At 65.5% G+C, this 20,388-nt stretch carries 21 protein-coding genes and 1 pseudogene; 9 read left to right on the forward strand and 13 right to left on the reverse strand.

Annotation, left to right across the window (positions count from 1 at the left end; all coding sequences use genetic code 11):
- Positions 1-11: 11 nt before the first annotated feature.
- The 3 genes from gatC to ACVWYP_RS28340 form a co-directional block, all read right to left on the reverse strand.
- The gene (gene gatC / locus ACVWYP_RS28330; protein ID WP_016843980.1) at positions 12-299 is read right to left on the reverse strand and encodes an Asp-tRNA(Asn)/Glu-tRNA(Gln) amidotransferase subunit GatC; all 288 of its coding nucleotides are present in this window, start codon (positions 297-299) and stop codon (positions 12-14) included.
- 361 nt (positions 300-660) lie between these two features.
- Entirely contained in the window at positions 661-1,740 is a 1,080-nt protein-coding gene (locus ACVWYP_RS28335) for an NAD(P)H-dependent flavin oxidoreductase (protein ID WP_028341002.1), read from the reverse strand.
- A gap of 18 nt (positions 1,741-1,758) precedes the next feature.
- Positions 1,759-2,799 carry an NAD(P)H-dependent flavin oxidoreductase gene (locus ACVWYP_RS28340; protein ID WP_080686762.1) on the reverse strand — a complete coding sequence of 347 codons (1,041 nt, stop codon included), beginning with the start codon at positions 2,797-2,799 and terminating at the stop codon, positions 1,759-1,761.
- A 58-nt stretch (positions 2,800-2,857) separates the two neighbouring features.
- Here ACVWYP_RS28340 and ACVWYP_RS28345 point away from each other — a divergent pair, with 58 nt between their 5' ends.
- From ACVWYP_RS28345 to ACVWYP_RS28355, 3 genes are all read left to right on the forward strand, one after another.
- Positions 2,858-3,748, forward strand: coding sequence for a LysR family transcriptional regulator (locus ACVWYP_RS28345; protein WP_028341004.1), 891 nt, complete (start codon positions 2,858-2,860; stop codon positions 3,746-3,748).
- Positions 3,749-3,823: 75 nt separating this feature from the next.
- Positions 3,824-4,306, forward strand: a complete 483-nt coding sequence (gene ruvX / locus ACVWYP_RS28350) for a Holliday junction resolvase RuvX (RefSeq protein WP_028341005.1) — start codon at positions 3,824-3,826, stop codon at positions 4,304-4,306.
- Positions 4,307-4,308: 2 nt separating this feature from the next.
- Positions 4,309-5,235, forward strand: a complete 927-nt coding sequence (locus ACVWYP_RS28355; protein WP_028341006.1) for an AEC family transporter — start codon at positions 4,309-4,311, stop codon at positions 5,233-5,235.
- A gap of 45 nt (positions 5,236-5,280) precedes the next feature.
- Here the strand turns inward: ACVWYP_RS28355 and ACVWYP_RS28360 are convergent, their stop codons facing one another.
- The gene (locus tag ACVWYP_RS28360; protein WP_369525525.1) at positions 5,281-6,075 is read right to left on the reverse strand and encodes a GNAT family N-acetyltransferase; all 795 of its coding nucleotides are present in this window, start codon (positions 6,073-6,075) and stop codon (positions 5,281-5,283) included.
- An 18-nt stretch (positions 6,076-6,093) separates the two neighbouring features.
- Here ACVWYP_RS28360 and ACVWYP_RS28365 point away from each other — a divergent pair, with 18 nt between their 5' ends.
- Positions 6,094-6,477 (forward strand): hypothetical protein, encoded by a 384-nt coding sequence (locus ACVWYP_RS28365; protein ID WP_369525526.1) that lies wholly within the window; start codon positions 6,094-6,096, stop codon positions 6,475-6,477.
- A gap of 231 nt (positions 6,478-6,708) precedes the next feature.
- Here the strand turns inward: ACVWYP_RS28365 and ACVWYP_RS28370 are convergent.
- From ACVWYP_RS28370 to ACVWYP_RS28400, 7 genes and pseudogenes are all read right to left on the reverse strand, one after another.
- Positions 6,709-7,921 (reverse strand): annotated as a pseudogene (locus tag ACVWYP_RS28370) (ABC transporter substrate-binding protein).
- A 234-nt stretch (positions 7,922-8,155) separates the two neighbouring features.
- Entirely contained in the window at positions 8,156-8,671 is a 516-nt protein-coding gene (locus ACVWYP_RS28375) for a hypothetical protein (protein ID WP_304495652.1), read from the reverse strand.
- Positions 8,672-8,875: 204 nt separating this feature from the next.
- Positions 8,876-9,649 carry a CPBP family intramembrane glutamic endopeptidase gene (locus tag ACVWYP_RS28380; RefSeq protein WP_028341009.1) on the reverse strand — a complete coding sequence of 258 codons (774 nt, stop codon included), beginning with the start codon at positions 9,647-9,649 and terminating at the stop codon, positions 8,876-8,878.
- Positions 9,650-9,777: 128 nt separating this feature from the next.
- The gene (locus ACVWYP_RS28385) at positions 9,778-11,421 is read right to left on the reverse strand and encodes an acyl-CoA dehydrogenase family protein (RefSeq protein WP_304495653.1); all 1,644 of its coding nucleotides are present in this window, start codon (positions 11,419-11,421) and stop codon (positions 9,778-9,780) included.
- Between the two features lie 160 nt (positions 11,422-11,581).
- On the reverse strand, positions 11,582-12,034 hold the full coding sequence (locus ACVWYP_RS28390; RefSeq protein WP_304495654.1) for a hypothetical protein: 453 nt from the start codon (positions 12,032-12,034) through the stop codon (positions 11,582-11,584).
- 33 nt (positions 12,035-12,067) lie between these two features.
- Positions 12,068-12,481, reverse strand: coding sequence for a hypothetical protein (locus ACVWYP_RS28395; protein ID WP_304495655.1), 414 nt, complete (start codon positions 12,479-12,481; stop codon positions 12,068-12,070).
- A 173-nt stretch (positions 12,482-12,654) separates the two neighbouring features.
- On the reverse strand, positions 12,655-13,389 hold the full coding sequence (locus ACVWYP_RS28400; protein WP_304500322.1) for a M15 family metallopeptidase: 735 nt from the start codon (positions 13,387-13,389) through the stop codon (positions 12,655-12,657).
- A gap of 268 nt (positions 13,390-13,657) precedes the next feature.
- Here ACVWYP_RS28400 and ACVWYP_RS28405 point away from each other — a divergent pair, with 268 nt between their 5' ends.
- The 3 genes from ACVWYP_RS28405 (at position 13,658) to plsY (ending at position 16,738) form a co-directional block, all read left to right on the forward strand.
- Entirely contained in the window at positions 13,658-14,611 is a 954-nt protein-coding gene (locus ACVWYP_RS28405; protein WP_026192854.1) for an aspartate carbamoyltransferase catalytic subunit, read from the forward strand.
- Between the two features lie 4 nt (positions 14,612-14,615).
- Positions 14,616-15,917, forward strand: coding sequence for a dihydroorotase (locus tag ACVWYP_RS28410; protein ID WP_028341014.1), 1,302 nt, complete (start codon positions 14,616-14,618; stop codon positions 15,915-15,917).
- Between the two features lie 224 nt (positions 15,918-16,141).
- Positions 16,142-16,738: a glycerol-3-phosphate 1-O-acyltransferase PlsY gene (gene plsY, locus ACVWYP_RS28415; RefSeq protein ID WP_304495656.1), complete on the forward strand. Its 597-nt coding sequence runs from the start codon at positions 16,142-16,144 to the stop codon at positions 16,736-16,738.
- Between the two features lie 91 nt (positions 16,739-16,829).
- On the opposite strand, the gene ACVWYP_RS28420 is transcribed toward plsY, so the two are convergent.
- Positions 16,830-18,068, reverse strand: coding sequence for an amidase (locus tag ACVWYP_RS28420; RefSeq protein ID WP_304495657.1), 1,239 nt, complete (start codon positions 18,066-18,068; stop codon positions 16,830-16,832).
- Positions 18,065-18,199, reverse strand: a complete 135-nt coding sequence (locus ACVWYP_RS28425) for a hypothetical protein (RefSeq protein WP_259242753.1) — start codon at positions 18,197-18,199, stop codon at positions 18,065-18,067. Before ACVWYP_RS28425 ends, ACVWYP_RS28420 begins: the two co-directional genes overlap by 4 nt.
- Here ACVWYP_RS28425 and dprA point away from each other — a divergent pair.
- Positions 18,194-19,309, forward strand: a complete 1,116-nt coding sequence (gene dprA, locus ACVWYP_RS28430; protein ID WP_304495658.1) for a DNA-processing protein DprA — start codon at positions 18,194-18,196, stop codon at positions 19,307-19,309. The two genes, ACVWYP_RS28425 and dprA, sit on opposite strands and share 6 nt — an antisense overlap.
- Positions 19,310-19,434: 125 nt before the next feature.
- The gene (locus ACVWYP_RS28435; RefSeq protein ID WP_028341158.1) at positions 19,435-20,271 is read left to right on the forward strand and encodes an IS5 family transposase; all 837 of its coding nucleotides are present in this window, start codon (positions 19,435-19,437) and stop codon (positions 20,269-20,271) included.
- Positions 20,272-20,388: the final 117 nt, after the last annotated feature.

Raw genomic sequence — 20,388 nt, forward strand, 5'->3', positions numbered from 1 at the left:
CCTTGCTTGCGTTACTCGACCACCTTCGGCACCAGGAAGAAGTCGTTCACGGTGTCGGGCGCGTTGCGGACGATGACGTCGGCGATCTCACCATCATTGACCACGTCGGCGCGCTTCCTCATCTCCATCGGCGTCACCGAGGTCATCGGCTCGACGCCGTCGATATTCACTTCCGACAGCTGCTCGACAAAGGCCAACATCGCGTTCAGCTCGCCCTGGAGATGGGGAACTTCGGCGTCGCTGACCGCGATCCGCGCCAGATGCGCGATGCGGCGGACGGTCGTGGCGTCTACGGACATTATATAGGGCCTCGGGGCTGAAAGGTCAGCCTGCCGTATAGCAGAGGCCGGTTTTGCGCCGCAACCGCGCGAATTTGCCCGCCCAATGGGGCTTTGGAGCCCATCCGTCGACCGGGCAAGACATCCTGCCACGCATTCCGGCTGCGAAACGCACGATGAAACCACTTCGCGGCCGCCGCGAAGTCGTCCCGAAACATTCACGGCGCCTACTTGACCCAAACAAAAAGTTCGGAGCGCGTCATGTCAATGCTCAACGGCAGCCCCCGCCCGGAGGGCTGGGACCCCGCCCTCTGGTCGATCGGCACGGCGCTGGGGGTCGCGATCCTCTACGTGGCATGTCTGGTCTGAAAGAGCTGGCGCGTCAGGCCTGAGACAGAGCCCCCATCCGCGCCAGCGCGGCACCCGCCAGCGCGCGGGTCAACTCGGCCGCCGGCATTTCCTTGCCCATCCGCACCGCCTGCCCGGCCCACAGATTGGTGAAATCGACCTTGCCCTGCTTTTCGGCAGCCGCCTTCAGCGGTCCGAGGGCGGTCGCGGCGTGCGGGAACGCCGGCGCATCCGGCGAGATCGGCCCGACCTCGCGCATCACGCGGTTGGCGACGCCGCGCGCCGGGCGGCCGGTCATCACATTGGTGATGACCGTCGATTCGTCGCTCGCCTGCGCCAGCGCGATACGGGCTTGCGCCGTCACCTTGGACTCCGGACAGCGCAGATAGGCCGAGCCGACCTGCACGCCGGAGGCGCCGAGCGCGAATGCCGCTGCGATCCCGCGTCCGTCGGCAATGCCGCCGGCCGCGACAACCGGCACCTTCACCGCATCCACCACCTGCGGCAGCAGCGAGAACGTGCCCGGCTGCTCGGCGATGTTGTCGGTCAGGAACATGCCGCGATGGCCGCCGGCATCGGCGCCCTGCGCGATGATGACGTCGGCACCGTTCTCCTCGAGCCAGATCGCCTCCTTCACCGTCGTCGCCGACGACATCACGGTGGCGCCGGTGGCTTTCACCCGCTGCAACAGGTTTGCCTCAGGCAGGCCGAAATGGAAGCTGACGACCTCAGGCTTCAACTCTTCGACCACCGCGCAGAACGCCGTATCGAACGGCGCGCGGTTCGCCGCATTGATCGCCGCATTCGGATCGAGGCCGTGCTCGCGGTAATACGGCGCCAGCCGCTGCCGCCAGTTCGCCTCGCGCGCCGGATCGGCGTCGACCGCCTTGTGGCAGAAGAAGTTGAGGTTGACCGGCGCTGAGACGCGCTGGCGAATGATGTTGACCTGCTCGCGCGCCTTCTCGGCCGACAGCATCGCGCACGGCAGCGAGCCGAGCCCACCGCCCTGCGCCACCGCAATCACCAGCTCCGCATCCATCACGCCGGCCATCGGCGCCAGCACGATCGGGAATTCGGTCTTGAAGCGATCGATCAATCGACGGTCAGGCCACATGGTGTGCCTCGCACTTGTTCAGGTCAAAGAGGAAAGAGAGTTGCGCCGGCCCTGCAGCGACTGCTCGGCCTCGGCGACGATGCGACCGACGATCTCGGTCGCCGGAACGATATCATGGATCAGGCCGACGGACTCGCCGGCAAACACCGCGGCGACATCGAAATTAGCCGCGGCCTTCGCGGCGGCATACTCCACCGCGACCTCATCCGCGCGCTGCATCAGTTCGATCTCGCGCCCGCTCCAGCGCCGCAAATGATCGTTGGCAAGCGACCGCGCGGTGAACGGCGCCGGCCACATCAGCTTGCGCGACCAGTCGAACACCACGCCGCGCACCGTCTCGCCGCTCTTTGCCGCACAGATCAGCTGCTTGGCCTGCTCGGCCGCGTCGGCCTCAACGCTGGCGTAGAAGCGCGTTCCCATCAGCACGCCGGATGCGCCGAGCATCATCATCGCCGCGAGGCCCCGGCCGTCCGCGATGCCGCCGGCCGCGACCACAGGCACGCGCCCCGCCGCGAAATCGATGATCGCCGGCACGATGTCGAGCGTGGTGCGCGATGCGCCGTGACCGCCCGCCTCCGTGCCCTGCGCGATCAGGATGTCGGCGCCGCAATCGAGCGCTTGCTGTGCCATGTCCTCGCTCTGCACCTGGCAGATCAGCAGCGCGCCTGCGGCCTTGATCTTCGGCGCGAATGGCGCGGGATCGCCGAATGACAGCATCACCGCGCGCGGCCGCGCATCCAGCGCGATGTCGATCAGCTCGGGCTGCCTGGCGAGGCTCCAGGTGATGAAGCCGATGCCGAACGGCTTTGCAAAACCCTTCACCTTCGCGGTCTCGGTCTGCAGCCGCGTCTTGTCGCCGTAGCCGCCGCCCAGAATGCCGAAGCCGCCGGCATCGCTGACCGCCTTGACCAGCGCGCTGCCGGCAATCGTGTCCATCGGCGCGAGCAGGATCGGATGCTCGATGCCCAGACGTGCCGTCAATTCGGTGCTGATCGGCATGCGCTTGCTCCCTGTTCTGGACTTGCTGTTCTGGACTTGCAGCCTAAGCGGGCTTAACATTCTGTGAAAATGAATACTAGAGAACGCTACCATCTCTAAAACGAAACGGTGGTCCCCGATGGAATTGACCGACCTGCTCACCTTTTCCACCGTCGCCCGGCTCGGCGGCATCACCCGGGCCGCCGACGAGCTGAACACCGTGCAGTCCAACGTCACCCAGCGCATCAAGGCGCTGGAGGCCGAGATCGGCACGGCGCTGTTCGAGCGCCACAGCCGCGGCATGTCGCTGACCGGCGCCGGCCGTCGCCTGTTGCCGTATGCGCAGCGCATGGCGGCGCTGTCGCGCGAAGCCGTGCTCGCCGCGCGCGACGATGGCGAGCCGAAGGGTCCGTTGTCGATCGGCTCGATGGAAACCACCGCCGCGGTGCGGCTGCCAACGCTGCTCGCCGAGTTTCATCGCCGTTATCCGGCGGTGCGCCTGACCTTGCGCACCGCGCCGACCGCGGACCTCGTGGCCGCCGTGCTCGACGGCTCGCTCGATGGCGCCTTTGTCGCCGGTCCGATCGAGCATGCCGAACTGTCGGCGACATCAGCCTTCACCGAGGAACTGGTGCTGGTCACCGCGCAGCGCTGGAAATCGCTGGCCGCCTTGCGCGCCGGCACGCCAGAGTCGGGCCCGACCGCGCTGGTGTTCCGCACCGGCTGCACTTACCGGCAGCGCCTCGAACAGGTGTTCACCGAGTTCGGCTGGCCATCGGCCGTCCGCTTCGAGTTCGGTACGCTCGACGGCATGGTCGGCTGCGTCGCCGCCGACATGGGCGTCACCCTGCTGCCGCGCGCCGTCGTCGAACGCGATCACGTCCAGCGCGACATCAACATCCACAAGCTCAACCCGCAGCATGCGCATGTCGAGACGCTGTTCATCCAGCGCCGCACGGCGCATCAGTACAGCGCCTTGCAGGGGCTGGCCGCGTGCCTTCCCGGCGACGACCGTGTGATCGCCGCCTGACCGGCGTTTTCGCATGGACGCCTGCCCGCAGCCGGGCTTTGCCTCGGCGCGCGGCTGCGTGCTAATCGCAAGGGCATGCCCGCCCCCATCCTTCCCTTGATCGAAGCTGCGCCGCACTGGCCCGAGCGCGGCGCGCTTGTCGGCCTCGACCTCGGCACCAAGACCATCGGGGTCGCCGCCTCCGATCCCGACCGGCGGCTCGCCACCGGCGTCGAGACCATCCAGCGCAAGCAGTTCAAGGTCGACGCGGCGCGGCTGCTCGCGATCGCCGCCGAACGCAATGCCGTCGGCTTCGTGCTCGGCCTGCCGATCAACATGGACGGCAGCGAAGGTCCGCGCGCGCAATCGACCCGGGCCTTTGCCCGCAACCTCGCCGGCCTCACCGCGCTTGCGATCGGGCTGTGGGACGAGCGGCTCTCGACCGCGGCGGTCGAGCGCGAGTTGATCGGGATGGACGTCAGCCGCGCCCGGCGCGCCGAGGTGATCGACGAGCACGCCGCGATCTTTATCCTGCAGGGCGCGCTGGACCGGCTCGCGAAGCTGCGCGGGGAACGCTGACCGTGGCCGTGGTGATCGCGGCGCTGCTGCCGGTGTTCCTCTTGATCGTGCTCGGCTTCGTCCTGAAACGCACGCTGATGCCGCTCGATACGCAATGGCACGGGCTGGAGCGGCTGACCTATTACGTGCTGTTCCCGGTGCTCCTGGTGCAGACCCTGGTGAAGGCTGACCTGACCACGGTGCCAGTCGCTGGCGTCGGCGGCGCACTGCTGCTCGCGGCGCTGGTGATGTCGCTGTTCTGTCTCGCGCTGCGCGGCCCGCTGGCGCGCGCCGGGGTCGACGGCCCCGCCTTCACCTCGATCTTCCAGGGCGCGACCCGCTGGCAGACCTATGTCGCGCTGTCGGTGTCGCGCAATCTCTATGGCAGCACAGGCCTTGCCCTGGCTTCGGTCGCGATGGTCGCGATCATCCCGCTGGTCAATGTGTTCAGCGTCGCCGTGCTGGCGAAATATGCCTCGTCCGAGAAGCGTTCGACCGGCGCCATCGTGATGACTGTCGTGCAGAACCCGCTGATCTGGGCCTGCGTCATCGGGCTCGTCATCAATGTCGCGCACATCCCGCTGCCGCAGATCTGGCATGACGTCGCCGACGCGCTCGGCGGCTCGTCGCTGGCGATCGGCCTGCTCGTCACCGGGGCCGGGCTGCATCTGGAAGGCATCTTCCGGCCCAGCCTCGCCGCGAGCATCGCGCTGGTGCTGAAACTCGTGCTGATGCCCGTCCTGACCGTCGCGCTCGCGGTGTGGTTCGGCGTTACCGGGTCCAATCTCGCCATCGTCGCAGCCTGCGCCGCGGTGCCGACCTCGCCGTCAGCCTATGTGCTGGCGCGCCAGATGGGTGGCGACGCGCCACTGCTCGCCCAGATCATCACGCTGCAGACGATTTTGGCTGCGATCACGATGCCGATCGTGATCGCCGCGGTCGGGCCCTAGAGGGTGTATCCGAGCGGCCTGGAATAGCGCCGCGCCTATCGGCTGCTACCAGACTTCGCGATAGTTCGCGAACTTGCGCAGGGTCTTGTCATAGCGGGCCGGTACGATCCAGGGCAACAGAAGCCTGAAGATCGCGTTCGGAAGCGGAGAGCGAAGCCGCACATAGAGATCGAGCGGATCGAGGTCGTGCCGCATCCGGAATTTCGGTTCGTAGCTGAGACCCGTGCTTCGAAGCCACCTGTAACCGTTGGCGATCGCCCAATTCATCATGTCGCGAATGGTGTAGTAATAAAGATGAAGGTCGAGTGCGACGCCATAGTCGAGGCCGACATACTCCCAGAACAGACTGTCGCCTTCGACCATGCAAAGGCTGAAGGCGATCACCTTCCCGCCACGGCGCCAGATGAAGAAGCGGACCTTGTCCTTCATGTCGCTGCCGAGCCGGCGGAGATAGTCGGCTGTCAGTTTCTCGAAACGGAATTTCGAACGGTCGAAGACCTGCAGGTAGAGCGGATAGATCTCGTCGACGGCATCCCTTGCGTCGTCGGTGACGGTAAGAGCTATGGCTTCACCGTCGGTTGCCTTGAATTTCTTGCGGAGCTGCCAGCGCGCCGACCGCGGCAGCGCATTTTGCATGTAAGCATCGAAGTCGTCGTGCTCGATATTGAGCGCCGTCATCGGCATGCTCGGCGCGCGGGCGAAGCCGCGCCGGACGAAGCAATCCAGCACCGGCCTATAGCGCGCGGGGAATTCCTTCAGGACGATGAGCTGCGCCCGGCACGATCTTGCGAGCGTGACGATTTCGCTGCAAAGAATCTCGGCGATCTTGCCGGACGGCACCGTGCTTGATCCCGCAAGATGCCCTTCCCCGGCGAAGCATCCGACCATCAGGGTGCGCATTCTGAGAAACCCGGGAACGAAGCGTCGGATGCGCGCCAGCAACGGCTGCCATTCCGCTCCGAGTCCTTCGAGAACGTCCTGGTCGAGAAGAAAAAACGGCTGGACGGCATGGAGACAGCCTGCCCGGTCGATGATCGCGAAGTACCGGTACTCGACGCGCTCGCGGAGCGTGTCCTCCAGGATTTCGTAGTAACGGTGATCCTTGCGCAGATCGGCGAAACTGGCCTCCCAAGCGGGACAACCGGCGATTTCGTCGCGCGTCACGATCTTTACGCGAAATGGCGCTGTAGCAGCCGCCGCGTCCGCTACGCTTGTTGTATCAGCCAGACTGACTGCGTCTGACGCCAACGCAATGCTCCGGGTGATGAAAAGTCTTTCAATACAGTATCAATGTACCTGATTTGGCCGCGGGCTCCTGTGCCATCCGCGCAACAAGTCATTTCTTTCGAAGTCGCGTCTCCCGCGATAGACCGGCCCGCCGGCGCAGTAGCGCCACAACTTGTCCCTGCGCTTCAGCAAGCAGCGAAGGCCTGCAACAATGGGCGCGGCTCGTATGGCTTCGCCTGATCGTCGCTATTTTCCGGACGAACCGACGAACGCCGTATCGAGCACATCACCGATCGGCTGCCAGCTACGGCCATCGAACTGAAGCAACCGCAATTGCTCGACCGGTCGGAACTGAGTGGTGTTGATCTTGATGCCCGGGAGCAAGGCGGACGCCTGATAATCCCTGAGTGCCGCAGCCTGCTTCATGACGTTCTCGCGCGACAGGTCGTTGCCGCATTGCCTGAGCACCTCGACCATCGTTTCGGCAGCGGCATAGCCGTAGACCGCGGCCGCGTCATCCTTGCCGCCGGCTTTGGTATACTTGTCCAGGAAGCTGTGCCAGCCGCCCTGCTCCGTTCTCCAGGCGGGATCGCTCGCATCCTTCAGGAACGCGGCGGTGATGACGCCGGTCGCATTCTCCGTGCCGGCCGGCTTGAGCACCGTCTCGATCGATGACGCCATCTGGTTCACGACAAACACCGGCCGCCAGCCGTGGTCGGCCGCGGCCCGGATCACCTTGGCGGCATTTTCCGGCACTCCGGCAAACACGAAGACCTCGGCGCCCGATTGCTTCAGGATCGAGACGTGGCCGTCCAGATGCTGATCGTCGACATCATAGGCGATGTCGACCCTGATGTTGTGGGCGACGTCACCCAGCCCTTGCAACCAGTCCCTTGAACAATTCGCGCCCGAACTGGTCATTCTCCCAAAGCGCCACGATCTTCTTTCCAGGATAGAACGCCTGGATATAGTTGGCGTAGATGCGCCCTTCCTCGCGATACGAAGGCTGCCAGCCCATGGTCCACGGATAGAGCGACGGCTCGCTGAGATCGTGATCGCCGGAAGCAACGAAAAGCTGGGGGATCTTCCGTTCGTTGAGATATTTCCGCACCGCCAGATTCCCCGGCGTTCCGAACGAACCGAACATCAACAGAACATTGTCGGTCTCGACCAGAATGCGCGTGAGATCCATGGCGTTGGAGGGATCCGACAGATCGTCATAGGACATGAAGCGGATCTTGCGGCCATTGATGCCGCCGCGTTCGTTGATCATCTCGAAATAGGCGGCTTCCGCCTTGCCGATCTGCCCGAAAATCTCCAGCGCGCCACTATACGGCATGACATTGCCGATGCGGATTTCGGTGTCGGTAACGCCCTGGTCACGTACCTGCTGCGTGATGGCGCCGAGAGACGCCAGCGCGACGACGCCGGCCAGGAGTGTTCGGATCAAGATAGTCATGAGAAGAGCTCGCACGACGGCAGCCGCCGCTGCCTGGTTTCAGTCCGGCCCGCGCTCATTCATTGATCTAGATCATAGCACTCGGACGGGATGCTGGCATCCCCTTCGTCAACCTTCCGATGGGCGGCGATGCGCCACTGCTTCGTCCGGATCGTCATGCGGCTGACGATTTTGGCAGCGATCACGATGCCGATCGTGACTGCGGCGGTGGGGCCCTAAAGATCCGCTCTGCCCTTACGCAGCGTCCTGGCGCCGAAACACGCGAAGATCCATCTCGCGCCAACGCGTCATCACTTTTCGCTCGAAGCGGTCTTCTCTGAATCGAACGCGATAAATGCCCTCGACCAGGAAGATGTCGTCCTTAGTTGCGACCGCCTCCATGAACCTGGGAGACAGAACGCTGAGATCGATGACGTCACGCCCCGATATTTGGCCCAGCAATTGCCAGTAGGTGAACATCGCATAGCAATAATTGTCGAAGGTTTCGAACGCTGAAAAGTCCGCAGCGCGACATTCATCCAAGGTCATCAAGGGATAGCTAAATGGACTCCGCCCCTTAGGGTCTGGCTTAACAAGGTGCGCGAGTGCAGCCGGTGGCGGCGGTTCCCTGAGAGTCCTGGTGACGCCCGCTTCTTCCAATATTGAGGTGCTCCACTCCCAGCAACTGGTGAAACCGTGGAAGAAGGCTTCCCGCGCCACACCATCGTCATCGGGGAGCCAGAGACTATTTTCGCGCTGAGCCTCGATCATCCGATAAACGTCGAATAGGAATTCGTGTACGAGCGCACCTACCGTCGCGTTTCGCATTACGCTTTGCACGTCACAACCTCACATCAAGTCCGCCGCTCCGCCGTCATTGCGAGCGAAGCGAAGCAATCCATCGTTCCGCGTCTGCGGAACGAGATGGATTGCTTCGTCGCTTCGCTGCTCGCAATGACGGTGGAGAGCGGCGCGCTACGACCCCGCCAGCCACCAGGTCTGGATCGTCGCGGCGAAATTGTTCAGCCCGTGCAGCAGGATGGTCAGCCAGGTCGAGCCGGTGCGGAAGCGCAGATAGCCGAACAGGAGACCGATCGTCAGCACCTGGCAGAGGAAGAACCAGTCGTACTGCAGATGCATCACGGTCCAGACGATCGACGACAGCAGGATCGCGCCGTAAGGGCCGAGCCTGGATTCCGACCAGCCGCGATAGAGCCAGCCGCGCGCGAACAGCTCCTCCCAGAGCGGGGCGGCGACGGCGAAGGCGATCACCAGGAGCCACAGCGCGCTGTGCTCCTGCGCCGATTTCAGCACGTCGCCCATGAAGCCCGGCGCCACCTCGCGGCCGGCGGCGCGGGACACCATGTCCCAGGCCCCGACCAGCACGACGAGCGCGACGACGCCGATGATCACGTTCTTCCACGACGTCCCGCGCAGCCCGAGATAATCGGCGAACGGAATCCGGGTCCTGCGGATCGCGAACCACAGCACCAGCAACACCATCGGCAGGCCGGCGAGGACCGAGAGCGAGATCGTCAGACCGTCGGCGACCACATGGGTGATGCCGGCCGTCGACACCTCCCCGCCCTGCGCGACGATGCGCCAGACGATGACCGTGACCTGGCCGACGAACATCGCGGCGAAGATCAACAGGCCCCACAGTGCGGTGCCCCAGAATTTCCAGACCCGCGGGGGGAGCGGCGGCGGTTCGATCGCGGCAGTCGCGTCTTGCGGCGTGAGAGAATCCATCAGCGAACCTCGGCTCTATCAATTCGTCACGGCCGGGCTTGTCCCGGCCATCCACGTCTTTCCTTGCCCTGTCGAAGCAAAGACGTGGATGCCCGGCACAAGGCCGGGCATGACGGTGGTCAATGTGGTCATGGCAGCGCCCGCGCCAGCAGCGCGCGCTGATCGGCATCGGATAAGTCCACCGCGCCGTACATGCCGGCGTGGCGTTCGGCAAGCCGTGTCGCCGCGAACAGTTCGGCATTTTTCGGCGAGACCTGGTTGAGCGCCGCGGTTGCCGCCAGGAGCGCCAGCTGCTCGACCGCAAGCCGCGCGACGCGCTCGCTGTCCGGCCGGCGGAACGACTGCCCGATCGAGGCAACAGCCTCGGCAGCGCCCGGCAGGCTCCTGGTCTCGTCGGCGAGCGCGCGCAGCACCGCGAGCGCGGCATCGGCCTCGCGGCCGAGCGCGCGCAGCACGTCGAGGCACATCACGTTGCCGGAGCCCTCCCAGATCGCGTTGACCGGCGACTCCCGGTAGTGCCGCGCCAAAATGCCTTCCTCGACATAGCCATTGCCGCCGAGGCACTCCATCGCCTCATAGAGGAAGCCGGGCGCGCTCTTGCAGGTCCAGTATTTGATCGCCGGCGTCAGCAGCCGCATATAGGCGGCCTCGCCCGCATCGGCCGGCGCGCGATCGAAAGCACGACAGAGCCGCATCACCAGCGCGACGGACGCCTCGACATGCAGCGCCATGTCCGACAGCACCGCCTGCATCAGCGGCTGGTCGGCGAGATGCTTCTGGAACACGCTGCGGTGCCGCGCGTGATTGAGCGCATGCGCCAGTCCCGAGCGCATCAGCCCGGCGGAGGCGATCGCACAATCCTGCCGCGTCAGCTGCACCATCTGGATGATGGTGCGGATGCCCTTGCCCTCCTCGCCGATCAGCTCGGCATGGGCGCCGTGGAATTCGACCTCCGACGAGGCATTGGAGCGGTTGCCGAGCTTGTCCTTCAGGCGCTGGAAGTGGATCGCGTTGACCATGCCGTCGGGCGCAAAGCGCGGCATGAAGAAACAGCTCAGCCCATCCATCGTCTGCGCCAGCACCAGGAAGGCGTCGCACATCGGCGCCGACATGAACCATTTGTGCCCGGTGACACGCCAGGCCTCGCCGTCGCGCTCGGCGCGCGTCATGTTGGCGCGCACATCCGTGCCGCCCTGCTTTTCGGTCATGCCCATGCCGAGGGTCATGCCGCGCTTGGTCCACCATGGCGCAAAGCTCGGGTCGTAGGCGCGCGTTCCGATGACCGGCATCGTCTTCGCCAGAATATCCGGCTGCGAGGCCAGCGCCGCGACCGAGGCGCGCGTCATCGTGATCGGGCAGAGATGGCCGGTCTCGACCTGGGAAGCGATGTAGAACCTTGCCGCACGCACCACCTCGGCCGCCCCGCCCGCCGGCCTGCCGTCGGCGCTCCAGGTCGAGTTGTGCACGCCGGCATGCGCGGAGTGCGCCATCAGCTCGTGATAGGCCGGATGAAACTCGACCTCGTCGCGGCGATTGCCCCTGGCATCGAACAAACGCAGTTTCGGCGTGTTCTCGTTGGCAACGCGGCCGCGCTCCGCCATGGCAGCGGATCCCCAATGCTTGCCGAAATCGGACAGCTCAACCGTTGCCGCCGCCCCGCCATTGGCGGCAACCGCCGCGGCGAGCGGCGCATCCACCGTGAACAGGTCGACGTCCTCGAACGGCGGCGACTGGTTGAAGACGTCGTGGGTGGCAAACGGAGCCTGCGTCATGGTCTCCTCGGGAACTGGTCTATACGCATGCGGCCCGGACAACCAGCCTCTTCCGGCCGGGATCACGGGCCAGCCGCGGCGCAATGGAATCGGAGGATCATAAGCCTGCGAGCCGGCGCGGGGCAGCGAAAAGTACAGGTCTGCTAGATGCTTCCATGCTTTAGATACTTGCGCGCTTGGGCGCATGGCGGCCGAGCCAGCGGTCGACCCAGTCATTGACGCGGGTCCGGTTCGCCTCCTTCCTGGAAGCCTGGACAGGAAAGATGTCGCCGCTGCTCAATTGCCGGTTATCGGGATAGGCCGCCAACTGCAGGTTGGACTCATGCGCGGCGCGGTCCACCGGCGAGATGTAGGCAAACCGGATCTCGATCTTGTGCTTGATGTCGGCGCCCTGCCATTTCGGATGATGGCGTGCCAGCAGTTCGGTAAGCTCGCAAGGCAACAGATCGGAGGTCGAGCTTCGCGACCCCTCGGTCTTCTCCATGTAGCATTGCTCCCTGACGCTGGTGACGCGCGCGTCGATTGGCCGGAAGTTCACCCGCTTGTCGAACTCGCTATAGACATAGAAGCTCGCGACGGCGATAGCGATCATACCGTAGAGGCCAAGACGCATGGTTGTGCTTTCCGTCCTGTCGAACCGTGGCGGTCAGATCGAACGCGTCTTGTCCGCCTTGGTCTTGGAGGCAAGGACAGGAAACACGTCCCCGGCGCGCAGCGGCTTGCCATTGGGGAAGTAGGACATCTGCAGGCTCGACTGGTGCGTGGCCCCGTCGACCGGCGAAACATAGACGACCCTCACCTCGATCTTGTGCTTCACGTCATAGCCCTGCCACTTCGGATGCTCCTTGCGCAGCAGCTCGGCGATTTCGCAGCGGGTCAGGTCGGAGGTCGACGTCGTCTTGGTGATGACGCCGCGCTCGACCTTTTCCAGATAGCATTGCTCGCTGACGCCGCTGATGCGGGCATCGACGCGCTGATAATTCGCGCTCTTGTCGTGTCGATCGTAGATCAAGACGCCAGCGACGCCGACGACAACAATTGCAATGGCTGCGAACCGCATGCTGCATGCTCCCGTGTTGCCCGCACTTCATACGGCCACAATTAAGGAGTGTTGAAAGCGTGCTTAGCTACTTTTGCGATGGCAAGCGTCGTCTTGCGAAAATGCTTCGGATTTGAGGAAAATCCTGCGCTAGAGCTTCGCGCGAACCGGCGTCCACTTCGCTCGAAAACGCGCTACCGCGCCCGGACGATCGGGAAGTCGTAGGCCGGCCCGCCTGCCCCCGGCAGCGAAAAATGCCACCATTCCTTGGCATAGTTCGCGAACCCCTGCCGGGCCATCGCCGCGACCAGCATGGCGCGCCAGCGTCTCTGCGCCGGCGTGATCGATCTGGCCGCGGTGTGGGCCTTCACGTCGGAACAGTCGTAGCCGGTGCCCATGTCGACGCTGCCCTCCGGGGCGCGCGCGGCGGCCGGCGCGGTGCAGTCGGCATAGTCCCTGGCCGGATCGAACTTGCGCGAATTGTCGGCGCCAAGATCGACCAGCGTGAGATCGACCGCGGCGCCGGTCGAATGCCCCGAATGGGTGGCGATGTAGCCGAGGCGGAACAGGTCCGCCTTCGAGAAGGCCGGGTTGTAGCGCCGCTCGGCGACCGTCTCCGTGCCGTTCTTCGCCCACGCCACCATGTCGGCGACGGCACGGGCCGGCCGGTAGCAATCAAAGATCTTCAGCGACAGTCTTTGCCGGGCCAGTTCCTGTTGCACGGCCTTGAGCCTGAGCCCCACCTCGCGCTTCACCACGCATTCCGCCGCGCCATAGCCCGCGATCGGCCGGCCCATGAAATTGTTCGCGCTGGCGTAGCGGATGTCCTGGACGATGGTCGGGTCGATGTCGCGGAGGAACGCGAAGTCGCCGGGCAAGTTCTGGGCGAAGGCAGGCGAGACCGCCCCCGGGATCAACGCGATGGCCATCCATGCGATCACGACAATTTTCACGAGGTCTCGCTCCGGCGTCACGGCGGGGTATAGCCCGTCAGGAGGACGGCGTCGCTGCCGCTCCGCCTATGCCCGGCCATCCACGTCTTGTTCCGGAAAACTCCGCAAAAGCAAGGCGCGGATGTCCCGCGGCGAGCCCCGTCAGGACTGCCGAGAAGGCGGCGACATCTTACTCGGGGAAAACTCCCGCGAGCCCTCTTCGCGCTTGCCCCACCGGCCATCCGCGCCTATAGCTCTCGCTTTAATGACCCCATCATTGAAATCGACTTTTGTCCTCGGTCACCGGCATCTGCTGGGCATCGAGGGCCTTTCCGCTGACGACATCACGGGCCTGCTCGACCTCTCCGAGGAGTATGTCGAGCTCAACCGCCAGGTCGACAAGAAGCGCGCCAGCCTGCGCGGCCGCACCCAGGTCAATCTGTTCTTCGAGGCCTCGACCCGGACCCAGTCCTCGTTCGAGATCGCCGGAAAACGCCTGGGCGCCGACGTCATGAACATGTCGGTGTCATCGATGTCGACCCGCAAGGGCGAGACCCTGATGGACACCGCGGTGACGCTGAACGCGATGCACCCGGACATCCTGGTGGTGCGCCACCACGCCTCCGGCGCGGTCGAGCTTCTGGCGCGCAAGGTTGACGGTTCCGTGATCAACGCCGGCGACGGCAGCCACGAGCACCCGACCCAGGCGCTGCTCGACGCACTGACCATCCGCCGCAACAAGGGCCGGCTCGAGGGGCTGACGATCGCGATCTGCGGCGACGTGCTGCATTCGCGCGTGGCGCGCTCCAACATCTTCCTGCTCAACACCATGGGCGCACGCGTCCGCGTGGTGGCCCCCTCCACCCTGCTGCCGCCCGGCATCGAGCGGATGGGCGTCGAGGTCGCGCGCGACATGCGCGAGGGACTGAACGGCGCCGACATCGTGATGATGCTGCGGCTGCAGCGCGAGCGAATGAACGGCTCCTTCGTGCCGTCGTCTGGCGAGTATTTCCACTATTTCGGCCTCGACCAGAAGAAGCTCGGCTACGCCAAGCCGGATGCGCTGGTGATGCATCCCGGCCCGATGAACCGCGGTGTCGAGATCGACACCTTCGTCGCCGACGGCGCGCAGTCGCTGATCCGTGAACAAGTCGAAATGGGTGTGGCAGTGCGTATGGCGGTGCTCGAAGCGCTCGCCCGCAACCTGCCGAACGCGTGATGCCATGCTGACCGACCGCCGCCCCATCCTGCTCGCCAACGCCCGCGTCATCGACCCGTCCCGCGACTTCGACGGTCCGGGCGACGTCCTGATCGCCGACGGCGTCATCCGTGACGCCAAGCGCGGCATCGGCGCCGCCGGCGTCCCCGAAGGCACCGACATCGTCAATTGCGCCGGCAAGATCGTGGCCCCCGGCCTGATCGACATGCGCGCCTTTGTCGGCGAGCCCGGCGCCAGCCATCGCGAGACTTTCGCCTCCGCCAGCCAGGCCGCCGCGGCCGGCGGCATCACCACCATCATCTGCCAGCCCGACACCTCGCCTGTCATCGACAACTCCGCGACCGTCGACTTCGTGCTGCGCCGCGCTCGCGACACCGCGATCGTCAACATCCATCCGATGGCGGCGCTGACCAAGGGCATGCAGGGCCAGGAGATGACCGAGATCGGCCTGCTCAAGGCCGCCGGCGCCGTCGCCTTCACCGACGGCGACCGCAGCGTCACCAACGCCCAAGTAATGCGGCGCGCGCTGACCTACGCCCGCGATTTCGACGCGCTGATCGTGCATCACACCGAGGACCCGCATCTGGTGGGCGAAGGCGTGATGAACGAAGGCGAATTCGCCACAAGGCTCGGCCTCGCCGGCATTCCGACCGCGGCCGAGTCGATCATGCTCGAGCGCGACATGCGGCTCGCCGGGCTGACCGGCGGGCGCTATCACGCGGCCTCGCTGACCTCGACCGAATCGCTGGAAATCCTCAAGCGCGCCCGCGACGCCGGCTACAATGTCTCGGCCTCGGTCTCGATCAACCACGTGACGCTGAACGAGAACGACATCGGCCCCTACCGCACCTTCCTCAAGCTGGCGCCGCCGCTTCGCACCGAGGAGGATCGCAAGGCGCTGGTCGCCGCGCTCGCCTCCGGCCTGATCGACGTCGTGATGAGCGACCACAATCCGCAGGACGTCGAGGTCAAGCGGCTACCGTTCGCGGAAGCGGCGAGCGGCGCGGTCGGCCTGCAGACCATGCTGCCGGCGGCGCTGCGGCTGATCCACAATGGCGAGATGGACTTCAAGACGCTGATCCGGGCGATGTCGACGCGGCCGGCGGAATTGCTCGGCCTGCCCGGCGGCACGCTGCGCGCGGGCGCGCCGGCCGACGTCATCGTGATCGACGCCGACACGCCCTGGGTGCTCGACCGCGACGATCTCAAATCACTGTGCAAGAACACGCCGTTCGACGACGCCCGCTTCTCGGGCCGCGTGACGCGGACGATCGTCGGCGGACGGACCGTGTACGAGCACGTCTGAAACTGGGGTGGAACTCAGCGCGACGCGAGTTGCGACATCGCTTCCATCGTTGTGCCAACGACGATGGCCGCGACGTAAACGACAAAGAAAAACTGCTCCAGCCGCCTGCGAACAGAAGCCATGATAAGCTCCCTCATTACCAAGGCCATGGTGCGCATTTATGGTTAATATTTCATTGACGGCACGGCCCCATTCGGGCGGGACCGACCGAAGGAACCACCGCGATGTCTGCTGATGGCTTGCTGCCGGTCGCCTTCCTGATCGGCTACCTGCTGGGCTCGATCCCGTTCGGCATGGTGCTGACCAGGATGGCCGGCACGCAGGATCTGCGCACGGTCGGCTCGGGCAATATCGGCGCCACCAACGTGTTGCGCACCGGCCGAAAGGGCCTCGCCGCGGCGACGCTGCTCGGCGACACGCTGAAGGGCACCGTTGCCGTCATCATCGCCGGCACCATCGACGGCCCGAACGCGGCGATGCTGGCGGCGCTGGGGGCATTCCTCGGCCACCTCTTCCCGGTCTGGCTCAAGTTTCGCGGCGGCAAGGGTGTCGCGACCTATCTCGGCGTGCTGCTCGGCCTGTTCTGGCCGGCGGCGCTGATCTTTGCCGTGATCTGGCTCGGCACCGCCTACACCACCCGCTACTCGTCGCTGTCGGCGCTGATCGCGGCGTTCGTGACGCCGCTGTTCCTGTGGTGGTTCGGCCACAACGCGCTCGCCTCGCTGTTCGCCGTGCTGACGCTGCTGCTGTTCTACATGCACCGCGAGAACATCAAGCGCCTGCAGGCCGGCACCGAAGGCAAGATCGGCGAGAAGAGGTGACGCAAGTCATTCCGGGGCGCGACGAAGTCGCGAACCCGGAATCTCGAGATTCCGGGTTCGATGCTGCGCATCGCCCCGGAATGACGGAAGGCTAGGACTTCAGAGCGCTCTCGACAAAGCTCGCCGCCGCCAGTGCCCTGGCGTCGTTCCCAAAGCCCGCGATCACGGTGACACCGACCGGCAATCCGCCCTCGGCGATCAGCGTCGGCACGTTGACGCAGGGCGCGCCCATCAAGGTCCAGAGCCGGTTGTAGCGGGGATCGCCGGTCGAGCCCAAACCTTTCGGCGCGGCGCCCGGCGCCGACAACGTCAGCAGCACGTCGACCTCGGCAAAAATCGCAGCGAACGCCTGCCGCGCCCGCAGCGTGACGTCCATCGCGGCATCATACTCGGCGGGCGTGCCGCCCTTGCTCTCGTCCAGCCGGCCGCGCAGCAACGGCGGCATCGCATCGTAGTTCTGGCCGTATTCCCAGGCGAACGACTGATGCGCCTCGAACTCCTGCACCACCGGATGGATCCGCCAGGCTTCCGCGATGATCTCGGGCATCGCGAGCTCGCGCACGGTCGCACCCGCCTGCTCCGCCGCACGCGCCGCCTTCTGCAACGCCTCCGCGCCGGAAGGTTCCGGCGAACCGGCAAAGGCCTGCGTCACTACGCCGATGCGCGGCGCGGCGAGCTGCGACGGCACCACCAGCTCAGGTCGCTTCGTCATCGCAGCGAGCCCCAGCGCGACATCGCGCACGCCGGCGCCAAACAGTCCGACGGTGTCGAGCGTCCAGGAGAAGCATTTCACGCCGACGGTCGGCAGCAGCCGGTAGCTCGGCTTGATCGCGGCGACGCCGCAGAACGAGGCCGGCCGGATCACCGAACCGCCGGTCTGCGTGCCGAGCGCTAGCGGGATCATCCCGGCCGCGACCGCCGCGGCCGAGCCCGACGACGAGCCGCCCGGCGTGTGCGCGTGATTGTGCGGATTGAGCGTTGCGGTCGGATCGTTCGCCGCGAACGCCGTCGTCGTGGTCTTGCCGATGATGGTCGCCCCCGCCTGCTTCAGCGCCATCACGACCGGCGCGTCGGCGCGCGGCTGATGCCCGCGGTAGATCGCGGCGCCCATCTCGGTCGGGAGGTCGGCGGTATCGATGATGTCCTTGATGCCGACCGCAATCCCGCGCAACGGCCCGGTCTGCTGCGCACGCGCCGTCTCGTCGAGGCGGACGAAGGCGCCGATGGTTTTGTCCTGCGCCGCGATGGCGTCCCGCGTCTGCGTGATGGCGGCATCGGTGGACAATTCGCCGGAGGCGATGCGGCGTTGGAGATCGGCAAGCGAAATCATCGGCGGACGTCCTGCTTCTTGATGGTTTTTGGCGGCTTCTCGGCAAGCGCTTTTAGCGCGTCGCGCGCGGCTGCGCCAATGTCGCAGTTGATCACAATCTCAGGTTGGGCGAAGCTGCGGCCCGCATGCATGACCGCTCGCCCAGCCCCGGAAAACTCACCGACACCGAACGGCTCAACCGCCTGCGGCTGATCCGTTCCGACAATGTCGGCCCGCGCACCTTTGCATCGCTGCTCCGCCATTTTGGCGACGCGGCGCACGCGCTGGAGCGCCTGCCCGATCTGGCGCGCCGCGGCGGCGCCTCGGGCCCCGGGCGGATCTGCAGCGAGGCCGACGCCGCAGCCGAGCTCGCGGCCTGCCGCAAACTCGGCATCGATCTCGTCGCACCGGAGGAAGCCCATTATCCGGCGCGGCTTGCCACCATCGACGACGCGCCGCCGCTGCTTGGTGTGCGCGGCGCGCGCGACACCCTGATGCGGCCGATGATCGCGATCGTCGGCTCCCGCAATGCCTCCGGCGCCGGGCTAAAATTTGCCGGCCAACTTGCGCGCGATCTCGGCGATGCCGGCTTTGTCGTGATCTCGGGCCTCGCCCGCGGCATCGATCAGGCGGCGCACCGCGCCACCGTTGCCAGCGGCACAGTCGCCGTGCTGGCCGGCGGCCACGACAGGATCTACCCGCCGGAGCATGAGGATCTGCTGGCCGCCCTGCTCGAACACGGCGCAGCGATCTCGGAGATGCCGATGGGCCATGTGCCGCGGGCACGCGACTTTCCCCGCCGCAACCGCCTGATCTCGGGCGCCTCGCTCGGCGTCGTGATCGTCGAGGCCGCGCATCGCTCGGGCTCGCTGATCACGGCGCGGATGGCGGCCGAACAGGGCCGCGAGGTGTTCGCGGTGCCGGGCTCGCCGATCGATCCCCGCGCCGCCGGCGCCAACGATTTGATCAAACAAGGTGCCACCTTGGTCACCGAAGCCGCAGACGTCATCAACGCGGTCACGCCGATCATGGAACGGCCGGTGATGCTTGGCGCGCGCGAGGACGACGAGCCGCTGGACTTTGCCACTGATAGCGGCGATCGCGCCCGCATCATCGATCTGCTCGGGCCGAGCCCGATCAGCATCGACGATCTGATCCGGATGGCCGATGTGTCACCCGCCGTGGTCCGCGCGGTGCTGCTCGAGCTCGAGCTCGCCGGCAAGCTCGAGCGCCACGGCGGCGGGCTGGTGTCGATGATTTGACGAGCTGAATATCTCGCTCGCGCAAACGCCTGTCCGTCATCCTGAGAGCCTGACTGAAAAATGGGGTGAGTGATCTCAGTGGGGTGTGATTCCATCGGATTTGCAAAGATTCGAGGGAGAGCACGATGCCCTGGACTGAGATCACTCGGGAGCAATATCGGCGGGACGATCTGCGTTATGCAAGCGATATGACCGATGCGGAGTGGGCGCTGATCAGACGCCTGTTGCCGCGAGCGAACCGGCGCGGCCGGCCGCGTAAGACGGAGCTGCGTCGTGTGGTCGAAGCGATTCTCTATATCGTTTCGACCGGCTGCCAGTGGCGGGCGCTGCCGCGGGAGTTCCCGCCCTACTCGACGGTGCAGGGCTATTTTTATAGATGGCGGGATACAGGCCGGTGGCAAAGGATTGTCAGCGTCCTTGTCCGACGGGCGCGAAAAAAGCTTGGACGCGCACCGAAGCCGACGGCAGCCGTGATCGACAGTCAAAGTGCGCCGACCACGCAAGCTGGCGGACCGCGCGGCTACGATGCAGGCAAGCGCATCTACGGCCGCAAGCGGCATATTGTGACGGATACCAATGGCCTCCTCCTCGGGGTTCATGTTCATCCGGCCAACGTTCAGGACTGCCATGGCGCCGTACCGCTGCTGAAGAACGTGCGGATGAACTTCCCCCGGCTGCGCCACGTCTTTGCCGACCGGATCTACCGCGGAAATCAACTCCTCGACGCGCTCTCAGACTGCGGTCCATGGACTGTCGAGATCGTCGAGCGGCCCCAAGGCGTCAAAGGCTTCCAGCTTCTGCCGAGGCGGTGGGTGGTCGAACGCACATTCGCTTGGTTCGGCAGATGCCGCCGCCTCGCCAAGGACTTCGAGGCGACGGTGGCAACCGAAGCTGCCTGGCTGCTGATTGCACACATGAGGCTCCTGACCCGCAGACTTGCCGCTGCCCGCAAGGATGGGTGACTTATGAGTCAGACTCTGAGGAGCGCGCAGCGCGTCTCGAAGGATCGACGGCCCGACTGGTGGCCGTGCATCCTTCGAGACGCCTGCTACGCAGGCTCCTCAGGATGACGGATCTAC

The organism is Bradyrhizobium sp. USDA 3262 (assembly GCF_054060035.1).